This window comes from Paraburkholderia sp. CNPSo 3281, assembly GCF_024206515.1.
Lineage (GTDB): Bacteria > Pseudomonadota > Gammaproteobacteria > Burkholderiales > Burkholderiaceae > Paraburkholderia > Paraburkholderia nodosa.
Genome location: NZ_JAMBPS010000006.1, coordinates 47,323 through 68,815 on the forward strand (window position 1 = coordinate 47,323; position 21,493 = coordinate 68,815).

18 protein-coding genes are annotated in these 21,493 nt (G+C 66.2%); 8 read left to right on the forward strand and 10 right to left on the reverse strand.

The window, feature by feature from the left end; genetic code table 11:
* Window positions 1–27: 27 nt before the first annotated feature.
* The 9 genes from M3I56_RS09115 to M3I56_RS09155 all read right to left on the reverse strand — a co-directional run bounded on the left by M3I56_RS09115 (window position 28) and on the right by M3I56_RS09155 (window position 8,780).
* A complete protein-coding gene (locus M3I56_RS09115; protein ID WP_028207896.1) occupies window positions 28–1,362 on the reverse strand; it encodes an AAA-associated domain-containing protein in 1,335 nt (444 codons plus the stop codon).
* A 14-nt stretch (window positions 1,363–1,376) separates the two neighbouring features.
* Window positions 1,377–3,125: an ABC transporter permease subunit gene (locus M3I56_RS09120; RefSeq protein ID WP_254353515.1), complete on the reverse strand. Its 1,749-nt coding sequence runs from the start codon at window positions 3,123–3,125 to the stop codon at window positions 1,377–1,379.
* A 121-nt stretch (window positions 3,126–3,246) separates the two neighbouring features.
* Window positions 3,247–3,495: a hypothetical protein gene (locus tag M3I56_RS09125; protein ID WP_254353516.1), complete on the reverse strand. Its 249-nt coding sequence runs from the start codon at window positions 3,493–3,495 to the stop codon at window positions 3,247–3,249.
* An 878-nt stretch (window positions 3,496–4,373) separates the two neighbouring features.
* On the reverse strand, window positions 4,374–4,772 hold the full coding sequence (locus M3I56_RS09130) for a hypothetical protein (RefSeq protein WP_254353518.1): 399 nt from the start codon (window positions 4,770–4,772) through the stop codon (window positions 4,374–4,376).
* A 210-nt stretch (window positions 4,773–4,982) separates the two neighbouring features.
* Window positions 4,983–5,447, reverse strand: a complete 465-nt coding sequence (locus M3I56_RS09135) for a zinc-finger-containing protein (protein WP_254353519.1) — start codon at window positions 5,445–5,447, stop codon at window positions 4,983–4,985.
* Window positions 5,448–5,607: 160 nt separating this feature from the next.
* A complete protein-coding gene (locus M3I56_RS09140; protein WP_254353521.1) occupies window positions 5,608–6,876 on the reverse strand; it encodes an MFS transporter in 1,269 nt (422 codons plus the stop codon).
* A gap of 378 nt (window positions 6,877–7,254) precedes the next feature.
* Window positions 7,255–7,668, reverse strand: a complete 414-nt coding sequence (locus M3I56_RS09145) for a winged helix-turn-helix domain-containing protein (protein ID WP_254353522.1) — start codon at window positions 7,666–7,668, stop codon at window positions 7,255–7,257.
* A gap of 49 nt (window positions 7,669–7,717) precedes the next feature.
* Window positions 7,718–8,326 carry a nitrogen fixation protein NifQ gene (locus tag M3I56_RS09150; RefSeq protein WP_254353523.1) on the reverse strand — a complete coding sequence of 203 codons (609 nt, stop codon included), beginning with the start codon at window positions 8,324–8,326 and terminating at the stop codon, window positions 7,718–7,720.
* Between the two features lie 25 nt (window positions 8,327–8,351).
* A complete protein-coding gene (locus M3I56_RS09155) occupies window positions 8,352–8,780 on the reverse strand; it encodes a molybdopterin-binding protein (protein WP_254353524.1) in 429 nt (142 codons plus the stop codon).
* Between the two features lie 174 nt (window positions 8,781–8,954).
* Here M3I56_RS09155 and M3I56_RS09160 point away from each other — a divergent pair, with 174 nt between their 5' ends.
* On the forward strand, window positions 8,955–9,848 hold the full coding sequence (locus M3I56_RS09160) for an extracellular solute-binding protein (RefSeq protein ID WP_254353525.1): 894 nt from the start codon (window positions 8,955–8,957) through the stop codon (window positions 9,846–9,848).
* Window positions 9,845–11,713 carry an ATP-binding cassette domain-containing protein gene (locus tag M3I56_RS09165; protein WP_302056740.1) on the forward strand — a complete coding sequence of 623 codons (1,869 nt, stop codon included), beginning with the start codon at window positions 9,845–9,847 and terminating at the stop codon, window positions 11,711–11,713. The genes M3I56_RS09160 and M3I56_RS09165 overlap by 4 nt, the downstream gene beginning before the upstream one ends.
* 414 nt (window positions 11,714–12,127) lie before the next feature.
* Here M3I56_RS09165 and M3I56_RS09170 read toward each other — a convergent pair whose 3' ends face one another.
* Window positions 12,128–13,150, reverse strand: a complete 1,023-nt coding sequence (locus M3I56_RS09170) for a hypothetical protein (protein WP_254353528.1) — start codon at window positions 13,148–13,150, stop codon at window positions 12,128–12,130.
* A gap of 742 nt (window positions 13,151–13,892) precedes the next feature.
* Between M3I56_RS09170 and M3I56_RS09175 the strand changes: the two genes are divergently transcribed.
* The 6 genes from M3I56_RS09175 to M3I56_RS09200 all read left to right on the forward strand — a co-directional run bounded on the left by M3I56_RS09175 (window position 13,893) and on the right by M3I56_RS09200 (window position 21,464).
* Entirely contained in the window at window positions 13,893–15,305 is a 1,413-nt protein-coding gene (locus M3I56_RS09175) for a DUF2957 domain-containing protein (protein WP_254353529.1), read from the forward strand.
* Window positions 15,306–15,410: 105 nt separating this feature from the next.
* Entirely contained in the window at window positions 15,411–16,676 is a 1,266-nt protein-coding gene (locus tag M3I56_RS09180) for a DUF2957 domain-containing protein (RefSeq protein ID WP_254353531.1), read from the forward strand.
* 206 nt (window positions 16,677–16,882) lie between these two features.
* Window positions 16,883–17,707 (forward strand): OmpW family protein, encoded by an 825-nt coding sequence (locus tag M3I56_RS09185; protein ID WP_028202816.1) that lies wholly within the window; start codon window positions 16,883–16,885, stop codon window positions 17,705–17,707.
* A gap of 133 nt (window positions 17,708–17,840) precedes the next feature.
* Window positions 17,841–18,788 carry a MerR family transcriptional regulator gene (locus M3I56_RS09190; RefSeq protein WP_254353532.1) on the forward strand — a complete coding sequence of 316 codons (948 nt, stop codon included), beginning with the start codon at window positions 17,841–17,843 and terminating at the stop codon, window positions 18,786–18,788.
* Between the two features lie 214 nt (window positions 18,789–19,002).
* Complete coding sequence (locus tag M3I56_RS09195; RefSeq protein WP_254353533.1) at window positions 19,003–20,547, forward strand: NAD(P)/FAD-dependent oxidoreductase; 1,545 nt, start codon at window positions 19,003–19,005, stop codon at window positions 20,545–20,547.
* A gap of 32 nt (window positions 20,548–20,579) precedes the next feature.
* A complete protein-coding gene (locus tag M3I56_RS09200) occupies window positions 20,580–21,464 on the forward strand; it encodes an SDR family oxidoreductase (protein ID WP_254353535.1) in 885 nt (294 codons plus the stop codon).
* Window positions 21,465–21,493 lie beyond the last annotated feature (29 nt).

The following is a 21,493-nucleotide window of genomic DNA, read 5'->3' on the forward strand; positions in this document are numbered from 1 at the left end:
GTTTTTGTTTTTGCGACGACGTGGGCCTTACGCCTCGACGTCCTCGAAACTGAAGATTTCCGACTGGTCGTTGTACGAAAAGACCTCGCCATAACGCGCCCACTCGATCACGGTATCGAGCGTTTCTTCGGCGTCGACATCGGAAAGCACGTCCTCGAGCTCCTGCTCGAAGCGCACGCGCGGCGCGCGATGGCCCGGCCGCTCGTCGAGCACTTTCTTGATCCGCGCCGCGAGCGGCACGTTGCGCAGCAGGTGATCGGCGAACATGAGCTTGCGCGCCTGCGTGCCCATCTCCGAAAACACGCGTGCGGGCGGCGTGAGCAGCACGTCGCCTTCGCGCACGTCGGCAAAGCCGAGCTGCTGCAGCATTTCCACGATCGGGAACAGGTCGTCCACTTCCAGATGCAGCGAGCGCGCGATTTCCGGCATGTCGGCGCGGCCGTGATACGGCGCGGCCGCCAGTGTCTCGATCAGACCCGCCATGATGTTGGTCGACACGTCCGGCAGGCGGCTGCCCACTTCGAGACGGCGAGTCGTGGCCTCGGCGGCTTCGCGCGCCGTCATCTTCGCGTAGATGTCATCGACGAGCTTGCGGAACGCCGGGTCGAGACGGTTGCGCGGATGCTTGAACGGCACCTTGATCTCGGCCGACACGCGGCCCGGATTCGACGACAACACGAGAATGCGGTCGCACATGAACACCGCTTCCTCGATGTTGTGCGTGACGATCAGCACGGACTTGATCGGCAAGCGGCCTTGCGTCCACAGGTCGAGCAGATCGGTACGCAGCGTTTCGGCGGTCAGCACGTCGAGCGCGGAGAACGGCTCGTCCATGAGCAGGAGCGTCGGGTCGACCACGAGCGCGCGCGCGAAGCCCACGCGCTGGCGCATGCCGCCCGAAAGCTCACGCGGGTAGGCGTTTTCGAAGCCGTCCAGACCGATCAGGTCGATGGCCGCCAGCGCCCGCTCGCGGCGCTGGCGCGCGCCCACGCCCTGCGCTTCGAGGCCCGCTTCCACGTTCTGCAGCACGGTGAGCCACGGGAACAGCGCGAAGGTCTGGAACACCATCGACACGCCTTCGGCGGGCCCTTCGAGCGGTTTGCCGAGCCAGTTCACCTCGCCTTCGGTCGGCTCGATGAGCCCGGAGATGATCCGCAGCAGCGTGGACTTGCCCGAGCCGGAACGGCCCAGCAAGCCGACGATCTCGCCCTCGCGCAGCGAGAGGTTCACGTCGTCGAGCACGAGGCGTTCGTCCTCTTTCTTCGCGAAGCCGCGCGAAACATGCTTGACGGCGAGCACTTCCTGGCCGGGAGCGGGCCGCATCGGCAGCAGGTCGGATGAGACGATTTTCGGATTCAGCATGATGTCACTCCATCTCAATCGAGGCGCAGCCGGGACTCGGCGTACGTGTACAGCGGACGCCAGAGCACGCGGTTGAACAACGTAACGAACAGGGACATCATCGCGATGCCCAGAATGATCTTCGGGAAGTCGCCGGCGGCGGTCGTTTGTGCGATGTAGGCGCCCAGGCCGTGCGCGACGACTTTCGTGTCGCCCCATTGCACGAACTCTGAGACGATGCTCGCGTTCCATGCGCCACCGGAAGCCGTGATCGCGCCCGTGATGTAGTACGGGAAAATGCCCGGCAGCATGGCCTTCTTCCACCATTGCCAGCCGCGAATGCGGAAGTTCGTGGCCGCTTCCTTGTAATCGTTCGGATACGAGCTTGCGCCCGCGATCACGTTGAAGAGGATGTACCACTGCGTGCCGAGCACGATGAGCGGCGAGAGCCAGATGTCCGGGTTCAGGTGAAAGCGCACGATCACGATCACGAACACCGGGAACAGCAGGTTCGCCGGGAACGCCGCGAGGAACTGCGCGAGCGGCTGGACCTTCTCGGCGAGCGCCGGACGCAGGCCGATCAGCACGCCGAGCGGCACCCAGATCACCGAAGCGATGGCGATCAGGAGCAGCACGCGAAAGAGCGTGATGAGGCCGAGCACGAACACGTGCCAGACTTCATCGAGCGTCACGCCCGTGCGCACATAGGCCACCACGTGCCACACCACGAACACGGTCAGCGCGATCACGAACGCGGCCCAGACGATATCGCCAATGCGCGAGCGCTTGCTCATCGTGGTGACGACGGGCAGCGACTTCGGCAGTTGCACGCGCAACGGAATGCGCGCGAGCGTGGCGAGCAGGAAGCCCATCGGCACGAGCAGACGGTGAATGAGGCGCGTGCGGCGAATGAGGTCGAGCAGCCACGATTCCGGGGCGTCGCCCGAACTCGTGTTCTCCATGCGGAACTTGTCGGCCCACGCCACGAGCGGGCGGAACAGGAACTGGTCGTAGGCGAGAATCACCACGATCATCGCGAGAATCACCCAGCCCACGGCATGCAGGTTCTTTTCCGCGATCGCCTGGGCCAGATACGCGCCGACACCCGGCAGCGTGATCGTGTTGTTGCCCACCGTGATCGCTTCGGAGGCCACCACGAAGAACCAGCCGCCCGACATCGACATCATCATGTTCCAGATGAGGCCTGGCATCGAGAACGGCACTTCGAGCTTCCAGAAGCGCTGCCAGCCCGTGAGGTGGAAACCTCGCGAGACCTCGTCCAGATCCCGCGGCACCGTGCGCAGCGACTGGTAGAAGCTGAAGGTCATGTTCCACGCCTGGCTCGTGAAGATCGCGAAGATCGCCGCGAGCTCGGCCCCCAGCACGCGCGAGGGAAACAGCGCGAGAAAGAACGTGACCGTAAACGAGATATAGCCGAGCACCGGCACCGACTGCAGGATGTCGAGAATCGGCACGAGCACCTGGCCCGCGCGCCGGCTCTTCGCCGCGAGTGTGCCGTACACGAGCGTGAAGATGAGCGACGCCACCATCGCAGCGAGCATGCGCAGCGTGGTGCGCATGGCGTACTCGGGCAGGTTCGCGGGATCGAGCGAGATGGGCTGCGCCTTCAACGTCGCGATGGGCGCCATCGTTTCGTGAAAGCCCACGGCCGCCATCGCGATCAGGCCGATCATCAGCGGGAACGCCACGAAGTCCCAGCGGTTCGGCAGCACGCGCCACGCCGAGGCGTTGGCCGTGCGGTTCAGGTTGAAGCTGAACTCCATTAGCGGCCTCCGTTAGCGAGAACAGGCGTGGGCACGAGCACGCCGGCGCACGCGCGCGCTGCCCGGCGGGTCGTTCGCAATGTGTGGTTGAACTGGTTCATGTCGAAGCACCGGCGATTGGTTATTGCGCGAATCCCTCGCGCGGCGCGTACGGCCGGCCGGGCCGGCTGGGCATACGCGCGGGGGATCCGTTACAGCTTGTCTGATTCAGACCCGAAACACGCGCGCCCGCAGGTCTCGCCAGCGCGCGGCGAGTCGCGATTTCCGGCAGGGCGGCGGGGCGCTCGCGCGCGCCGAGCACATCGGGATGGAGGGTGTCCTGCGTTTGTTGCAGTTGCGACAGATGCGGCAAAAGAAGGCCGAAGTTCATACTGGTTCTCCTGGCGTCGCGGGGGACGCGTTGGGGAGGAAAGCCAGCAGACCCGGCAGCGCGCTTTGTTCAGCGCGCGGCGGCTCGCGTCTGCCCGCTTTCCTCAATGCAATTCAAAAGGAAGCGGCATAACGGATAACTGTCACTGTCGGACATCGGAACTCCTCATCGTCACGGCGGCTGACCCCGGGGGCTTGCATCGAGCCGTCGGCTCGAACGCGAAGCGGCTTCTAGGGCCTCAAGGCGCGCATGTGTCGATCCACGCGTCGCGCTTGAGGGCGCAACGAACGAACCGTGCCGCAAGCGCGCATCGATCAGGGCGGGCTTACGGCGCGATGTCGGCCATCCGCGGCGCTCGATACGTTCAAGGCGCTGCGGCGTCGGTCGACGCTATTCAAGAGTGCACGAGGAGTTACTGCTGGACGCGCACCATCTGCCTGGCTGGCAAGACGGCGGCTGAAAGAAAGGGAGCGCGGACGTCCTGCCGGTCAGGCAGCGAAACTGTTCGAAGATCGACAACTGCTACTGTCCAAGGCGTCAGCCCCTTTTGTTAAGACGGGCGAATTTTAGGCGCGCCACCTGTCCGAAGTCAACACGATTCGCGTCCCGCGTCAAATCTCGTGCCAATGTCGCCACAGCGCCCGCTGGGGGCCCGCGTCGGGCTAGCCCCAGGTTCGCTCCAGTGCGTCCCAGGCGCGACCGCAGCGGCCATGCATTTTTTGGGGATGCATCGCCGGCAACCGTCCGTCCATCGCCCTCGATCCGGCTCGTCTCGCAAAGAGGGATCGTTCACTTCACCATACTTCCACTGCCGCTGTGCGACGACGATTATCGAAGCTGGCCGCAAGGGGTGTACCCGGCGTGCCTCATCCCTCGCGTCACGCGCTCTTGCGCAAGGCCTGCTGGCTGGTTTCGCCGTCGCCCATGCGCTCGAGCCGCTCGCTTGCCTCGGTCAGCGCCCACAGCGGCGCGCTTTGCAACTGCCGGTCGTACACATTCACGAGCTGCGCAACCGCCTCGAAGCCCGCTTCTTCCAGTTGCCAACCGCCGCCCGTGTTGCCGCGCTCGAAGCAGGCGATCAGCGCGGCATCGGCCGCCCGCACCTGTTCCGGCTCGAGCACGCCATATCCGGCCTCCGCAATCGATTGCGCGAGCACGTGAGCATGGAGCAAGGCGCGTGCGTCGTCGCCGGTGCCGCCGCGGCGCAGCGCGGCGAGCCCGAGATGCACCTGCAGCGCAAGCTCGTTGGCGACTGCGCGCGGGATCGGCAGCAACATCGACTTGCTGCGTCGGGGGCGACCGGCTTGCGAGCGCTGCGGAAAAGGGATGGTCCTGGCCATGGAAGGGCAAGTAAGAGTCTGTTCCGTGCAATAACGGCACGGCGCGCCGAAGGTTAAGCGCCGACCCTCAAATCGAATGTAACGATCAGTGACAGAGATGCGCCGCGCATCGCCTGAGGGGCGGCCAACCGGTCGGCCGTGGCAGGCTCAGCGCGGTTCGCGCCCGCCCCCGCCCTCTACGCGCCGCGCAGCCATGAACGCCTCGATGTGGGCGATGGCCTGCTCGCACTGCTCGAGGCTCAGGAGGTGGATCGACGGATTGGGCAGGTCGAAGCCCAGCTGCTCCCCAAGCCAGCGGATGGCCTTGCCGCGCGCCTCGAAGGCGTTGACCTTGTCGCGCCGCATCTTCGCGGCCACCAGCGGCTCGAGCGCGTCGTGCAGGCGGCTCTTGGCGTCGCGCAGGGCGGCGTTGGCAAGCCGGCCGAGCGGCACGTTGCGAGTGCTGCGCGCGGGCACGCCGATCCAGGCCTCACAGGGCGTACAGACCCAGAGCGGGCCGTGATCGTCGCGATATGGGTAGGCCTCGTCGGCGAAGCGCGCGAGCACCGCTTTCGCGCCGCAGTAGTCGCACAGCGGCTGCGGCAGCGCCTTGACGGGGCGCCCTACGCGCATGCGGCGCTCCTCGGGGCGATGGTCGATGGATGCATGACTTGATGGGTGGATGAGAAAAACGGGGGTCCGCTGCTGCGAGCGGGCCCTGGAGAAAGGATAACGGCAAACCCCGGCGCGCGGCACCGGCGGGACGGGGCGCCGCAGGCGGCCGCTCGCGCGATCAGTTCGCGCTCGCCGTGGCGTGCGCCTCTTCGCGCTCGAGCGAGCGCGTGTCGCGCAGGGGCGGAAAGAGCCGCATCCACAGCAGCGCGACGCAGATCGTCGCCACGCCGCCCACGAGCACAGCGCGCTGCGCGCCCCACCAGCCAGCCGTGAGCCCCGATTCGAACTCGCCAAGCTGGTTCGACGTGCCAATGAAAAGCGAATTCACCGCGCTCACGCGGCCGAGCTTTTCGTCGGGCGTGCGCAGCTGCACGAGCGACGTGCGCACGACCACGCTCACCACGTCCGAAGCGCCCAGCACCGCCAGCGCCATCAGCGACACGACGATGTTGTGCGACAGCCCGAACGCGATCGTCGCGCAGCCGAACACGATCACGCCGCCGAACATCGCGAGACCCGGGCGCCGCCGCAGCGGAAAGTGCGCGAGCCAGATCGAGCCTGCCAGCGCGCCCGCGGCCGTCGCCGAGCGCAGGAGACCGAGCGCGATGGGCCCAGCGTGCAGGATGTCGCGGGCGAACACGGGCAAGAGTGCCGTCGCGCCGCCGAACAGCACCGCGAACAGATCGAGCGACAGCGCGCCGAGAATGACGGGCTGCGAACGGATGAACGCGATGCCCGAGAACACCGATTCGAGCGTGACGGGCGCGCGCGCGGGCGGTTTGGCGCGCAGCGGGATCGTGCCCGAGAGCGTGGCCGCCGCCGCGAAGGCGAGCGAGCACGCCGCGTAGGCCGGCGTCGCGCCGATGCCGTACAGCAGGCCGCCCAGTGCCGGGCCGACGACGTTCGCAGTCTGGTTCGCCGAGGTCGACCACGCGGTCGCATTCGGCAGCTGCGAGCGCAGCACGACGCCGGGCAGCAAGGACGAAATGGCGGGCGACTCGAACGCGCGCGCCGCGCCCACGCACGCGGCGAGCGCGTAGATGAGCGGCGCGCTCAGCCAGCTGCCGACCGTGCCGGCCGCGAAGGTCAGCGCGGCGGCGCATTCGATGAGCTGGCAGACGGATGCGATGCGTCTGCGGTCGTACCGGTCCGCCACGTGGCCAACGACGAGCGTGAGGCAGAACATCGGCAGGAACTGCGCGAGGCCGACGAGACCGAGCGCGAACGCGCTATGCGTGAGCGCGTAGATGTGCCAGCCCATGGCGACGGCGAGCATCTGGAACGCGAGCGACGACAGCACGCGCGCGCCATAGAAGCGCTGGAAACCGCGATTGCGCGAAAGACTGGGCAGGTCGTCGGACGCCGCCTCCGATGAGGGTGTGGTCATTGAACAGCGGGAGAAAGCGAAAAGTCGGGTGCGTGCGCAACCAGGCACAAGCGAGGCGCAAAGCGGCAATTTTAGTTCATGCGGCGTGGCGCCACAGGAACACGAGGGGCCGCGCGATTCATGCACTCGCTCTCCGAGTCGTTATATCCTATGGAATACATCGAACGATCATCCAGCAGACGGAGGCAGGAATTGGCGAGTAGTCGGCGCCTCGTAAGCGCAACACCGATACCGCAGGCGCGTCGCGCACCCGCGCCGGCGGGCACGGACGGCTTCGCGGCCACGATCACCACGCTGCGCCCCACGTCGGGGTACGAGCGCGCGGAGCTAGGCGCCTGGCGTTGGCGGCACTGCGCCGCCGCGTCACGTCATATTGCGTCAGGCCTTCACGAGTTTGACGAGCGCTTCGATCTCGGCCTCGCAGACCGCTGCGGCGCGCGCCTCGATGCTGCGATACAAGCGAACGATCTCTTCGCCCACGGGCGTGAGCATGCTGCCGCCGCCGCTCTGCCCGCCATGCTCCGAAACCGTGGCCGGCGACTCCAGCGCGCGGTTGAGTTCATCCATCAGCAGCCACGCGCGGCGGTACGACATGTTCATGCTGCGCGCCGCAGCCGAGATCGAGCCATGTTCGCGAACGGCTTCGAGCAGCGACACCTTGCCTGGCCCGAGCGCGATCGTGCCGTCCTGAATGATGCGCATGCGAAAACGCACCTCGGGTTGGGCCGGTTTCTGCGCCTGTGCGGGCGCGGGAGCGTCTGCGTGCGGTTGAGCGTTGGGGGACTTGGTCATGCGCGCAAGCATACACGATGCGTTTCGCGCGCCGTTCCCCTCTGGATGGCTAATGGCCAGCAGGAAAACAGAAACCGAAATCCTCGCAGCCGGGACAACCGGGTGCCGGTCCCGGCGTGGCGCCCGATGCCAGCGCAAGTTCGCGCGCCAGCAGTTTCTTCCAGCGCAAGCCTTCCACGTTGCGCGCCACGACCGCAGGGAAAAAGCGCTCCAGCATGCGTGTCACGTCATCGCGGCCACGCAGGCCGAGATCGCGCCACAAATGATCGGGTCGCAGGCACGCGTGGGCAATGATCGCGGCGAGGCAACGCACGTCGTCGGGGTCGGCTTGCGGCGCGGCAAGCGCAACGAGAAAGGCCTGCATTGCCGTAGCAAATGCAGCATGCGACGCATCCGCCATAACGTGCGTGTGCGGCGCTTCACTCGTCACCGCACACACGAAGTGCCGCGCCCCGAGCGCGTCGATCTGCGCGCGCGTTAAACCGGGCAACGGCAATTCGCCGCGCACATCGCGCGCCGCGACGAGCCGCGCGAAGAGCCAGGCGTCGGGCGTGCGCGGCGCCTCTGGCGCCCCCGTCAGGGCGTCGCAGCGCGCGGCGGCCAGCGCATCGAAATCGGGCGGCGGCGGCGTGGCGGGGTCCTGACTGCCCTGTGTCATTGCGTTCACGTGCGTTCGCAGCGCATCAACCGTCTACGCCGACGATCACGCTCGATGCCTTGAAGAGCGCTGCAGCCTGCTTGCCTGCCGCGAGGCCGAGACGATCGACGCTTTCGGTCGTCACGATGGCCGCGATCTGCGCGCCGCCCGGGGCCGCGAGCACGACTTCCGCATTCACCGCGCCCTTCGTGACCGACGAAACCGTGCCCGCCACGACGTTGCGCGTGGACACCTTGCTCGTGTCGCCGTCGACCATGAGGATCACCGACGATGCCTTCACGAGCGCGAAGGCCGGCTTGCCAGCGGCGAGACCCAGCGAAGCGGCGCTGCCATGCGTGATGATCGCGACAATCTCGAGGCCGCCGTCGGCGCGCAGTGTGACTTCGTCGTTGACAGCGCCGGCCTTGACCGCGCTGATCTGGCCGGAGAAATGGTTACGGGCGCTGGTACGCATGAGGGCCTCCACAATTGAACAGGACTATGAACCGGGAAAAGAACTGGCCCCCAGTTTAGGCGTGTCAGTGTGACGCGCACAGGCACTGATTGCCAAAATAGCGAATTGGGCAAGCACATCAATACAGCAGTCCATCGTAATATATGGGCCTTTATAACGGACGGGGTGTCGAACATGTTTGTCCGCAAGCTGGTGGCTTCAGTCGTCGTGATGAGCGGTGTAATTGGCGCGATGGGTGCAAGCGCCAACGCATTCGCCGACGAATCCGATGTCAACGTGCTCTATGCAGGTTCGCTCGTGAACCTCATGGAGAAGAGCGTGGGCCCCGCGTTCGAAAAGGAAACCGGCCTGCATTTCAAGGGCTATGCAGCCGGCTCGAACAAGATCGCCAATGAGATAAAGGGCAAGCTGCGCCGCGGCGATGTGTTCATCAGCGCGAGCCCGAAGGTCAACGCGAGCCTCATGGGCGAGGCCAACGGCAATCACGTGACGTGGTACGTGAATTTTGCCGAATCGCCGCTCCTGATCGGCTACAACCCGAAGAGCCGTTTCGCCAACGACTTCAAGACGAAGAAGTGGGATCAGGTGCTGCAGGAACCGGGCATCCGCCTCGGGCGCACCGATCCGAAGCTCGACCCGAAGGGCGCCTTCACCGTCGAGCTCATGACGAAGGCCGCGCAGGCGTACAACCAGCTTGACCTCGTGCAGAAAACACTTGGCGCGCCGGAAAATCCCGAGCAGGTGCTGCCGGAAGAAACGCTCGTTGGCCGTCTGCAGTCGGGTCAGCTCGACGCGGGCTTCTTTTACTCGACGGAAACGTCAGACCTGAAGATTCCGGCGATCCACCCCGCGCCCGAACTGAAGATCAAGGCGAACTACACGCTCACGGTTCTCAACGACGCACCCAACAGCGCCGGCGCCGCGCGCTTCGTAAACTTCCTGCTCTCGGCAGAAGGCCGCAAACTGCTCGCCGAGCATGGCGTGGATGTGACGAAGCCTGCCGTCAACGGCCAGACCCAGGCGATGCCGCCGTCGGTGCAAGCCGTGATCGACGCCGCACAGCAATGACACAAGCGGCGCAGCGTGCGGAGCAGGTTGCCGTGAAGCGCTCCCAGCCGCTCTGGTGGCTCGGCGCGCTGCTCGCGGTCTATCTGTGCGCGCCGTTCGTTGCCAGCATTCCGCAGATCGGCCAGGCGGACTGGGCCGGCGTCGACTGGCACGCCACCTGGTCGGCGGTGGGCGTATCGGTCGCGAGCGCGAGCGTGGCCGCGCTCATCATCCTGGTGGGCGGCGTACCGCTCGGCTACTGGCTCGCTCGGTCGCGCGCGCGCGGCATTGCCCTGCTCGGCTTCGTCGTGCAGTTGCCGCTCGCGCTGCCGCCGCTCACGAGCGGCGTGCTGCTGCTGTTTCTCATCGGACCGTATAGCGGCATCGGCCAGCTCTTCGGCGGCTCGCTCACCGACTCCTTCACGGGCATCGTGCTCGCCGAGACCTTCGTGGCGGCGCCCTTCCTGATCGTCGCGGCACGCTCGGCGTTCAGCGCCGTGGATCCCGTGTATGACGACGTCGCCGCCACGCTCGGCCATCACGCCGCCAGCCGCTTCTTTCGCGTCACGCTGCCCATTGCGTGGCCCGCCATCCGCGCAGGGCTCGCGCTCGCCTGGCTGCGGGCGTTCGGCGAATTCGGCGCGACCGTGATGGTCGCGTATCACCCGTATTCGCTCCCTGTGTATACCTACGTCGTGTTCGGCGGCCAGGGCCTGCCCGCGATGATGCCGCTCCTGCTGCCCACGCTCGGCATTGCCATCATCTGCGCGGTGCTCTCCGTCTATAGCCGCAGCGCACGCTCGACGCTGGCGGTGAACCTGGACAACGGCGACGAACTCACGACTATTACCCCGGCCGCCACCGCGGCCGACAATGCCGGCCTGCGTCTTGCCTTCGCGGTGCGCCGGAGGCTCGGCGCGTTCAAGCTCGATGTGGCGTGGCATCCGCAAACGCGCCGGCTCGCGATCATCGGCCCTTCGGGCTCGGGCAAGTCGCTCGCGCTGCGCATCATCGCCGGGCTCGAACGCAACGACGCGGGCTCTGTCACGCTCGGCGCGACCGACCTCGGCGCGCTGCCGCCCGAGCGCCGCCAGATCGGCTACATGCCGCAGGATTACGGGCTCTTCCCGCACATGACGGTGGCGCAGCAGCTCGCGTTTCCCGTCGATGCCGACGCTGCCAGCGCACGCTACTGGCTCGCGCACCTCGGCCTCGACACGCTCACCGAGCGCCTGCCTCGCCAGCTCTCGTTCGGCCAGCGCCAGCGCGTGGCGCTCGCGCGCGCGCTCACGCGGCACACGCAACTGCTGCTGTTCGACGAACCGTTCGCCGCGCTCGACACGCCGCGGCGCCGCCGTCTGCAGCAGTCGTTGCGGGCGCTGCAACGCGAGGTAGGCGCGGTGACGGTGATCGTCACGCACGACCCCGACGAAGCGGCGCTGCTCGCCGACGAAGTGCTCGTGATCGAACAGGGAAGCGTGCTGCAGGCGGGCGCCGTGGCCGACGTGTTCCAGCGGCCCGCCACGCTGCGCGTGGCCGAACTGCTCGGCCTGCACAACGTCGGCGAGGGGATCGTGCGTGCTGGCGGCGCCATCGAAACGCCGACGGGACTGCGCCTGCCCCGCGCCGATACCTCGCTCGCGGTGGGCTCGCGCGTGATGTGGCGAGTCTCGCCGCGCGCGCTCGTCGCGACGCAGGAAGGCGCGTGGCAGGGGCGCGTTGCGGGCACGTCGCTGCGTCACGGCGACCGCTACGTTACCGTCGAGATCGCCGGAGAAACCTTCGATATCGCCGCAGAAGATGCGCCTGCATCGCATACCGGCGCGCTGCGCTTCTCGATCGACGCGAACGGCGTGCTCGCCTGGCCGGCGTCGCAGAGCGCCTGACTCACGAGTCCTGAAAACGCTCACCTTTGGCACCGACATACCTGCACCGATGCCGCGCCCGTTGACGAAAAAGCCCCTGTAAAAGGGGCTTTTGGCATAAGCGGTTAGCGATTCGGTGCGCAATTTCGCACCGTTGATCACAGTTCCCGAAAACGCTCACCTTTCGGCTTCTCGCGCTCGAGCGCGCAAGGTTTCGACTGCCAACACCTGGTAGTCGGCAATATTCGCATCCCTTAACCTGGGACTACCAGGAAAATCTTGCGCGGCAGAACCAGGTTCTCCTGTCCATCGGGATCACGAAACTTCCGCAGCCGATCACGCGCGACGGTGATTTCGCCACGCTTTGTCAACGAACCGTCGCAATGCCATGCACACGGCTCCCGGATCTTCTCACCTATGACCGCGACGCCGCGCTCAGATCATGAAGCGGCTGTCTTCCACGAGCACGCGCGGCAACGGTTGCAGGTCGGCGCGCGCGAAGCGCACCAGAGAGAAGGCGCGCAAACCTTGCGGGCTCGACGGCAGCCGCGCGAGCGGAAACATGATCGAGGCGCTGTTGCCCGGGCCGCCGTTCGCGAGCAGGACATTCATCGGACTCAGGCAGATCTCGCGCATTTCGACGTTCGTGTATTGCGCGGGATTCGCGAGCACCCTGCAAATCACCGTGAGCTGGTGTTCGAGCGCTTCGCTCTTGAGGCCGAGCGCGGCGATCTCGCTCTCGTTCTGCGCAATCTGCGCCTCGACCTTCGCCACTTCGGCGACGTTTTGCACGGCGTACTCACCCAGCATGCGCTGCGTCCCCGCGCCGTGACGCGTGAGCAGTTGCAGGCGCGTTCTGAGCAGCGCGCGCTCCTGTTCCAGCATGTCGCGGCGCGACTCGTCAGCGCCGATCTGCTCGAGGCCTTCCAGTGCGATCTGCTCGACCACGCGCTGCACGATCTGCTCGCGAAGATCGCTTTCGGTTTCGCCGCACACGCGCACCTGATGGTCGTCGAAGCTCAACGTCGTCTGCATGACATCGGTGTGCACCTCGTCGCCATGCTGCTCGGCACCGAAGGCGCGCCGCTCGTTCAGGGCCATGCCGAGCACCGCGTAAGTCTCGCGCGCAAGCGGATGACTTTCGAACCAGGCATGCAGTTCTGGCGAGCGGCTCAGTACATGGCCGACCTCGTCGGGCGCGGCGAAAAACGCGTGGATATAGGGGTCGCTCGACCACGTGGCGGCACTCGCTTCGCGCGCGGGCGGCATGCGGTCCACCACGTCGCGCACGTACGCGACCGATTGCGCGAGCGCGGGCGCAAGCCGCTCTCGCCACTCGGGCACGAGTTTGAGCGTTGGGCTGAGCACGAGCAGACGCCCAATCAGCGTCTGGATTTGCGGCGATTCCGGCGCCTGCTTCACGCGGGCGCGCGGCCAAAGCCTGTCCAGGATACCCATGGATAACTCCGTTGCAGACCGCTCGAACGCGGCGGCGGTGAGGCGCTGGGCGCACAACGAGGTCTCTTGTCGCGAATGACTATACCGCGAATCACGACCCGGCCGCGGCGACGCTGCCGCGGCGCAGCAACGCCTCGCGTTGCGCACACGTCCCCGGAAACACTCACCTTTGGGTTGCGTAACGCGCGCCACGTAGACTTGAACCCGACCGCCGATGTGCGAAACGGTGCGACGAAAAACCGCGCGGCGCACACTTCAGTGAACTGATGCTCCCGCACACGCTCACCTTTGGTTTTCTTTGCGATGCCCACCGTGTTACGCATGTTTGTGCGGTGCTTCGCCCCGGCCATTCCCGTAAGTACTCACCGCCCAGCATTGCGGCGCATTGCCTTCTCCCGAATATCCTCACCATCGGACGGTACGTTAACTCATCTGCAATCCGAACTAACTGATCAGCTAACTCGATTCCATCGCCGGCTTTCCCCTGCCTTTCAGCGACCGTCGCGCACGCAACGAATCGCGATGACATGTCAACGAGGCGTTTTCAGGCACGCCAATTGCGCAGGGGCGCGCGGCGCGTGCACGGCGGCCTCGGGAAAAACCCCGCTTGCTGCGTGCACAAACCGCGAAGCATCAGGCAGAAGCGACCTCGTCTCGCGTTTTAGACGGTTCGTTCAATTGACAGTGGTCAATGTCATGATCCAATCTTCTGCGCATAAATACGACACAGGGAGGCAGAAAAATGTTGGAGAGCATTGTCCGCAGCAGCTTGATGCTGGCCGCGGCCGCGACCCCTTTGCTGGTCGCCTGCGGCGGAGGTACCGCCAGTAATCCGGCACCCATCACCCCGGCGCAATGCTCGGGTTCGTCATGCGCGAACCAGGGCCCGCCCAGCAGCGCACCTACGGCCACGGCGCTGTGTCCCGCCGCTGCGGACATCGCGGCGAACACGTATCTGGGCGGTGCGGGCAGTGGCGAGGTCGTGAGCCTGAACATCGACCCGACGAAGATGACGTACAAGCTCTCGTTCCTCGCCTCGCCAATTCCCGTGGCCGCGAGTTCGGCGCAAAACACGCGTGCGGGCCTCACCATCACGGGTGCCGTGCAGCATCCGCCCGCGGGCTCGCTGCCAACCGCCGCGCAGATCACGTGTGCGTTCCAGCTTCAGGCGGGCACGGGCACGATCAACGGCAACACCTACACCACGGCGTACAACGCCAACAATCCGCCCACGATCTATGTTGGCTTTGGCGTGGCGGGCGGCGGCATTCCTGGCGCGACCGTGAACATCGACGGCGACACCACCGCGAATCTGCTCTTCAGCGGCGTCGCGCCACGCACATTCGACTTCTATCCGTTCGTCGGCTTTTCGTCGGTGAGCACGAGCCTCGCCGATCTCAAGGGCTCGTATAACGCGCTGCTTTATCACATCCTGCCTTCCAGCAGTTTTGCGCCGGCGGCGAAGGTAACACAGGAGCAGTACGACGCCAGCGGCAATTGCAGCGTGCCCGGCGGCGCGACCAACACGAGCTGCGCAACCGCTGCGAATGCCTGGACGGCAAGCACCAGCGGCAGCTATTTCGACAGCGCCGACGCACCGCAGATCGAGACACCCACACCGTTGCCGTTCCCCTTGAGCCTCGGCAACAACGTCATCGTCAGTCGCCAGGGCGGCGCCGGGCACCTCATCCTCGGCAAGCTCAACGGGGCCATCGTGCCCGTGGTCGTGCGCACCGGCTACGTGAACGAAACCATCAGCCTGAGCAACCAGATCGCCGTGGACGACGAGTCCGGCATCGCCCTGCTCGCGCCCGCCACGACGCTCACGTCGGGCGCGTTCGACGGCAGCTACATTGGCGCGGACTCGAACTTCGCCTACACGGCAACGCTCATCAACGGCCAGCAGGCCGGCTTCCTCAAGCCCTCGACGATGACGACCCAGAGCCAGTTCACGCTCGACTACACGCAGACGCACCCCGGCCTGATCGGCGTAACCGATACCCAGGGCAAGGCGGGCAATCTGATTGCGGTGGGCGGCCTTTACGGCATCTTCATCGACGGCGAGGAAAACGGCGGGGTCACGGCCAGTTCGGCGAACAGCGCCACGCCCAATCAGCCTTACTTCGGTGTCGGTGCACTGATCCAGCCACAGTAGTCCATCAGGCGGTCACGCCAGTCCGAGCCGTCGCGACCGCCTTAATTTCGCACTACGAATGACTGGCAGGCGCTCTCGCCAACAACAAGACTCTGGAGACGCGGTATGAAATGGAAACTTTACGCGGCGCTCTCGCTTGCCGCACCGTTGATCGCAGCGCTCAGCGCATGCGGTGGCGGCAACGGCAGCAGCAGTAGCCCGCCGCTCGTGGAAGCAGCGCTTTGCCCCACTTCGCTCGACTACAACACGGTGTACACCGGCGGCGGCGGCGACGGCGAACTCGTCAAGCTGCAGCTCGACACGGCCAAAATGACCTGGCAGATCACCTATGTCGAGTCGCCGATCCCGCAGACCACCGGCACCGTGACGCCCACGCGCAAAGGCCAGGTCGCCGCCGGCACGCTGACGGCGGAAACCGGTCTCCCCACGGCGAAGCTCAACCAGTGCGCGTTCCGCCTGAATGGCGCGAGTCTCGATCCCAACCGCCCGGCGCGCGTATTCATTGGCGAAGGGGTGGCGGGCGGCACGATTCCGGGCGCCGAGATCGCCTACAAGGGCTCGGGCGGGATTGGCATCGTGCCGGACACGACATTCCCGTACTACCCGTTCATCGGCTTCTCCGCGATCGAAACGAATCTCGCGAACGTCGCCGGCACGTACAGCCAGCTCGGCTATCACCAGGTGCCTTCGCAGAATTTCCAGCCCGCTGCCGTCGACGCGAAGATCACGATCAACGCCGACGGCACCTGGGCCGAATGCGACAACACGGGCGTGAACGCCGGCAAATGCCAGCAGCCCGGCACCAACTTCGCGCAGTCGGCCGATGGCAGCGGCGCGTTCGAAACCGATCACTTCCAGGGGCAGGTCAAGCCGACGCTCGTCACCACGGAGCCGGCCGGCAAGGGCTTCATGATCGTCGGCAAGTTGCGCGGCCAGCTCGTGCCCGTGCTCGTGCGCGCCGGCGTGGCGTATCCGCAGGTCGGCGTCGATCCGCAAAGCGGCGCCACGGGCCCGGTGGCCGACGACGAATCGGGCATCTCGGTGCTCGCGCCGCAAACGGCCATCGCGCAGGGCTCGCAGAACGGCGAATACATCGGCGTGGACAGCCAGTTCGACTATCGCACACTCGCGCTTGAGGGCACGCAGGCCACGCTGCTCGATCCGTTCAACGCCTCGCAGGCCGCGCTCGCCACGGCGCTCGATCTGGACTTCACCCAGACCGTACCGGGCACGGTGACGACCACGCACGTGGGCGCCTCCACCGGTGCGACACCCACCGGCAAGATGATCTTCACGGGCGGCGTGTTCGGCTACCTCGACATGACGACGCCATCGGACCCGTACTTCACGGCTGGCGCGTTCGTTCAATAAGGATCACGAAGCAAATCATCGAACAATAACCGGCGCGGCGAACCGCGCCATTCACGAGGTGGCCACTCCCGGCCGTCGCGCAACGCGGCGGTGGCCGGGCCACAAAGGCGCGCGCAGCAAAGGCGAACGACGCATGCCGGGTATCCCGAAGCATGCATCGCGCCGCCGCGCGCGGGTAAGGCACACCCGCTCCTGGGAGGGACATCATGAGACGCATTGCAGTGGCGGCGCTGACCGCCGGGCTGACGGCGAGCGCGTACGCGCAGCACGCCGGCGACAACGTCGTCGCACTCGGCTGGTTTCACGTCACGACGCAGAATTCGAGCACGCCGCTCACCACGGACGTCGCGCCCGTGCCGATCAACACGCCGCTGCGGCTGCCCAGCTCGTTTACTTCGGCGGGCACGGGGCTTTCGGCATCGAACGCGGATACGGTCGGCCTCGTCATCAGCCACTTCTTCACGGACCATATCGCGCTCACCACGGTGGCGGGCGTGCCGCCCACCTTCAAGCTCTATGGTCACGGCACCATCAAGCCGCCAGGCCCGGCGGGCGCGCTCGGCAGCCAGAATCTCAGCGATCCGGCGACGAACCCCGTTGTCGGCAGCGTGCGACAATGGAGCCCGGCGCTGATCTTCCAGTACTACTTTCGCGACGCCGATGCGAAATTCCGCCCGTTCCTCGGCATCGGCGTGTCGTACAACTGGTTCTCGGATATCCAGCTCAATCCGAACTTCGTGAAGGCCACCCAGGACGATCTCGGCTCCGTGCTCGCGGCGGGCGCGGGCAAGCCGGGGCAAACGCAGATCAGCGCGAAGGCGTCGTCGTCGTGGTCGCCGGTTTTCAATCTCGGGGCCACCTACAACGTCACAAAGCATCTGGGGATCGTTGCGTCGGTCACCTATATTCCGCTGAAGACGACGTCTTCGGTGATCGTCAAGGCAGCGGACGGCAGCGAGCTCGGCGTGAGCCGGGCCGACCTCAAGGCCGATCCGATCATCTCGTTCCTTGCGCTCTCCTACCGCTTCTAAGGGCGCGCCGTGCCTGCATAGCGGCGAGGCGGCGCATGCGCGTAAGGGCGAGAAACGCCGCGGCGAGGCACGGACCTGAGCGTGCACCCAGGCGCGCTCGCGTGGGCCGGGCCGCTCGCGCTAAAATCGCGGCATGCCGAAAACGCCCAAAGCCCCCGTAACCGGTACCGCGCCCGAGCGCGCCACCGACAGCGAATACACCGTCGACGAACTCGCGCGCGTCGCGGGCACGACGGTGCGCAACGTGCGCGCCTATCAGGACCGCGACCTGCTCATGCCGCCCGAGAAGCGCGGGCGCGTAGGCATTTACAACGACTCGCACGTTGCGCGGCTCAAGCTCATTCACCATCTGCTCGCGCGCGGCTACACGCTCGCCAACATTCAGGATCTCATCCTGGCGATCGACGACGGTGGCGACCTGCGCTCGATCCTCGGCCTGGAGAATGCGATTGGCGGTCCCTGGTCGCACGCGCGGCCGAAAACATATTCGCTGCCGCAGCTCATCAAGCTGTTCGGGCCGCAAGCGCCGAGCAGCCTTGCGCGTCTCGCGGACCTCGGGCTGCTCGAACGCCAGGGGCTCTCCTTCGTTTCGCGCAATCCGGGCATGCTCGACGCGGCGGCCGCGACCGTGCGCGAGGGCATTCCCGCGCGCGAGCTGCTCGACGTGCTCGAAGAAACGCGTCCGCATTTCGACGCCATCGCGCGCGTGCTGGTGGAAATGGTCGTGCGCCATCTGGATCGCTACGATCAGGGCGCGCTGCCGCCGGCCACGGACATGCCCGCGCTCGTCGACGCGATCTGGCGGCTGCGGCCGCTTTCCACAGTGTTCGTCGAGCACGAGATCCTGCGCGCGCTCGAAGCGCAGTCGAGCGACTACCTGGGCGGCCGGGTCGCGACGATCCTCGACAAGACGCTCGGCCGCGAGCGCGCAAGCGAAGCCGCGCCTTCGGTCGCCTCAGTGCCTGTCGGCGCCGCGAAGCAGCGCGCGCCCAAATCCGCGCCCCGCAAGAGCGCCGCACGCGCGCCGGCTGCAGCAAAATCCGCTCGCCCCGCGAAGAAAACCGCGCTCAAGAAGCGTTAAACGCGCACGCCCTCCCTGCTGGTTTCTGCTTTGCCGAACGCGTGAAAGGCCCCGTCAGGCGGCCTTTCGCGCGCTCGCGCCCCCTTACGCCCCTACGGTTGTTCATGTGTTAGAGCGCTGAATCTAGCCCCTTGCGCATCGGCGCCGATCGCACTATGTTTACATCCATCAATGTCACAGTCATAGATGGATCGACAACAGGGAGACGCTCCGGATGAACGCACCCGCCCGTACCGGCGACGCGATCGGCATCGCCATCATCGGCACTGGCTTTGCCGGCCTTGGCATGGCGATCCGCCTGCTGCAAAGCGGCAACCAGGACTTCGCGGTGTTCGAGAAGGCCGACTCCGTGGGCGGCACCTGGCGCGACAACCATTACCCCGGTTGCGCCTGCGACGTGCAATCGCATGTGTACTCGTTTTCGTTCGCGCCGAATCCGCGCTGGACGCGCATGTTCGCGCCGCAGCCCGAAATACGCGCCTATTTGAACCGCTGCGTCGATCGCTTCCGGCTTTTTCCGTGGCTCAACTTCGGGCACGAACTCACGAACGCGACATGGGACGAGGCCGCGCACTGCTGGCGCCTCGCGTTCGCCAATGGCCGGCGCGTCAGCGCGCGCGTGCTGATCTCGGGCATGGGTGGCCTTTCGCGCCCCGCGTTGCCGGCGCTTGCGGGACTCGACACCTTCGAAGGCAAGACCTTCCACTCTCAACATTGGGACCACGGCTATGCGCTCGACGGCAAGCGCGTCGCCGTCATTGGCACGGGGGCAAGCGCCATCCAGTTCGTGCCGCAGATCGCGCCGCGCGTGGCGCAACTCGCGCTCTTCCAGCGCACGCCGCCGTGGATCATGCCCAAGCCCGACCGCGCCATTTCGGGCTTCGAACAATGGCTCTTCCGCACGCTGCCCTTTACGCAAGCGCTCGCGCGCGCGGGGCTCTACTGGATGCTCGAAACGCGTGTGCTCGGCTTCGCGGTGCATCCGGCGCTCATGAAGAACGTGCAGAAGCTCGCGTTACGCCATATCCGCCACCAGGTGCCCGATCCTGAACTGCGCGCGGCCGTGACGCCCGACTACACGATCGGCTGCAAGCGCGTGCTCATTTCGAACGACTACTATCCGGCGCTCTCGCGCAAGAACGTGCAGGTGGTGACGAATGCGATCGCGCGGGTGGACCGCACCGGCGTCGTGACCGCCGACGGCGTGCATCACGAGGTCGATTGCCTGATCTACGGCACCGGCTTTCAGGTGGCCGATCCATTCCCGCCGGGCGCGATCGTGGGCCGCGGCAGCATCGATATCGTCGAGACCTGGCGCAATGGCGCGCATGCCTACCTCGGCACGAGCTTGCCTGGTTATCCGAACTTTTTCATGCTGGTCGGCCCGAACACCGGCCTCGGCCATAACTCGATGCTGTTCATGATCGAATCGCAGATCGAGTACGTGCTCGGCGCGCTCGCCGCCATGAAGAATGACCGCGCGGATTCGATCGACGTGCGGCCCTATGTGGAAGCGCGCTACAACGAGCGCATCCAGAACAAGCTTGGCCGCGCGATCTGGTCGGTGGGCGGTTGCAAGAGCTGGTATCTCGACCCGCGCAACGGCCGGAACACGGCGCTGTGGCCCGGTTTCACCTGGCGCTTTCGCCGCGCCACGGCGCACTTCTCCCTCGCGGATTACCAGGTCTATCGCGCGCCGCGCGCCACGCAGCACGAAGCGCCGCTCACCGCTGCCACGCAACCCACCGAGGCCGCCTGAACGGGCGCACCCAACCCACCCGGAGCCCGCCCATGAAACGCTTTGACAACAAGGTCGCCGCCATCACCGGAGCCGGTTCGGGCATGGGCCGCGCGCTCGCGCTCCAGCTTGCCGGCGCCGGCTGCCATCTCGCGCTCGCCGACCGGAACGCCCCGGCGCTCGAGGAGACCGCTCGCATCGTGGGCGCGCTTGCCCCTTCGGTGCGCGTGAGCACGCGCGTACTCGATGTGAGCGAGCGCGACGCCGTATTCGCGTGGGCCGACGAGACGGCGGCCACGCACGGCGGCGTCAATCTCGTCTTCAACAATGCGGGCGTCGCGTTGTCGAGCACCATCGAAGGCATGGCGTATAGCGACCTCGAGTGGATCGTAAACATCAACTTCTGGGGCGTAGTGCACGGCACGAAGGCATTTCTGCCGCATCTGAAGGCAAGCGGCGACGGACACATCGTCAATACATCGAGCGTGTTCGGTCTCTTCGCACAACCAGGCATGAGCGGCTACAACGCGACCAAATACGCCGTGCGCGGCTTCACCGAAGCGCTGCGTCAGGAACTCGACATGATGCGCTGCGGCGTGTCCGCCACCTGCGTGCATCCAGGCGGCATCCGTACGAACATCGCGCAATCGAGCCGCGTGGCGCACAACATGGTGGGCTTCATGGTGGCGAGCGAGCAGCAAGGCAAGGACGACTTCGAGAAGTTCTTCATCACCACCGCCGACGACGCGGCCCGCGCCATCCTGAGCGGCGTGAAGCGCAACGCACGGCGCGTGCTGATTGGCCGCGACGCGCGCGCGGCGGACTGGCTCTCGCGCACGCTGCCCGCCGCCTACCAGGCGCTGGTCGTGACGAGCGCGCGGCGCGAAGCCGCGAAGGCACGCCGCCGCGCCGCGCGCGGGTCCGCCGCCACGCAATGAATAACAGCAGGCACACAACAGGGAGCCAT

Excerpts from the sequence above, each read along its gene's own strand:
- M3I56_RS09115 (WP_028207896.1), bottom strand. The coding sequence starts at position 1,362 with ATGCTGAATCCGAAAATCGTCTCATCCGACCTGCTGCCGATGCGGCCC.
- M3I56_RS09120 (WP_254353515.1), bottom strand. The coding sequence starts at position 3,125 with ATGGAGTTCAGCTTCAACCTGAACCGCACGGCCAACGCCTCGGCGTGG.
- M3I56_RS09125 (WP_254353516.1), bottom strand. The coding sequence starts at position 3,495 with ATGAACTTCGGCCTTCTTTTGCCGCATCTGTCGCAACTGCAACAAACG.
- M3I56_RS09130 (WP_254353518.1), bottom strand. The coding sequence starts at position 4,772 with ATGTTGCTGCCGATCCCGCGCGCAGTCGCCAACGAGCTTGCGCTGCAG.
- M3I56_RS09135 (WP_254353519.1), bottom strand. The coding sequence starts at position 5,447 with ATGCGCGTAGGGCGCCCCGTCAAGGCGCTGCCGCAGCCGCTGTGCGAC.
- M3I56_RS09140 (WP_254353521.1), bottom strand. The coding sequence starts at position 6,876 with ATGACCACACCCTCATCGGAGGCGGCGTCCGACGACCTGCCCAGTCTT.
- M3I56_RS09145 (WP_254353522.1), bottom strand. The coding sequence starts at position 7,668 with ATGACCAAGTCCCCCAACGCTCAACCGCACGCAGACGCTCCCGCGCCC.
- M3I56_RS09150 (WP_254353523.1), bottom strand. The coding sequence starts at position 8,326 with ATGACACAGGGCAGTCAGGACCCCGCCACGCCGCCGCCGCCCGATTTC.
- M3I56_RS09155 (WP_254353524.1), bottom strand. The coding sequence starts at position 8,780 with ATGCGTACCAGCGCCCGTAACCATTTCTCCGGCCAGATCAGCGCGGTC.
- M3I56_RS09160 (WP_254353525.1), top strand. The coding sequence starts at position 8,955 with ATGTTTGTCCGCAAGCTGGTGGCTTCAGTCGTCGTGATGAGCGGTGTA.
- M3I56_RS09165 (WP_302056740.1), top strand. The coding sequence starts at position 9,845 with ATGACACAAGCGGCGCAGCGTGCGGAGCAGGTTGCCGTGAAGCGCTCC.
- M3I56_RS09170 (WP_254353528.1), bottom strand. The coding sequence starts at position 13,150 with ATGGGTATCCTGGACAGGCTTTGGCCGCGCGCCCGCGTGAAGCAGGCG.
- M3I56_RS09175 (WP_254353529.1), top strand. The coding sequence starts at position 13,893 with ATGTTGGAGAGCATTGTCCGCAGCAGCTTGATGCTGGCCGCGGCCGCG.
- M3I56_RS09180 (WP_254353531.1), top strand. The coding sequence starts at position 15,411 with ATGAAATGGAAACTTTACGCGGCGCTCTCGCTTGCCGCACCGTTGATC.
- M3I56_RS09185 (WP_028202816.1), top strand. The coding sequence starts at position 16,883 with ATGAGACGCATTGCAGTGGCGGCGCTGACCGCCGGGCTGACGGCGAGC.
- M3I56_RS09190 (WP_254353532.1), top strand. The coding sequence starts at position 17,841 with ATGCCGAAAACGCCCAAAGCCCCCGTAACCGGTACCGCGCCCGAGCGC.
- M3I56_RS09195 (WP_254353533.1), top strand. The coding sequence starts at position 19,003 with ATGAACGCACCCGCCCGTACCGGCGACGCGATCGGCATCGCCATCATC.
- M3I56_RS09200 (WP_254353535.1), top strand. The coding sequence starts at position 20,580 with ATGAAACGCTTTGACAACAAGGTCGCCGCCATCACCGGAGCCGGTTCG.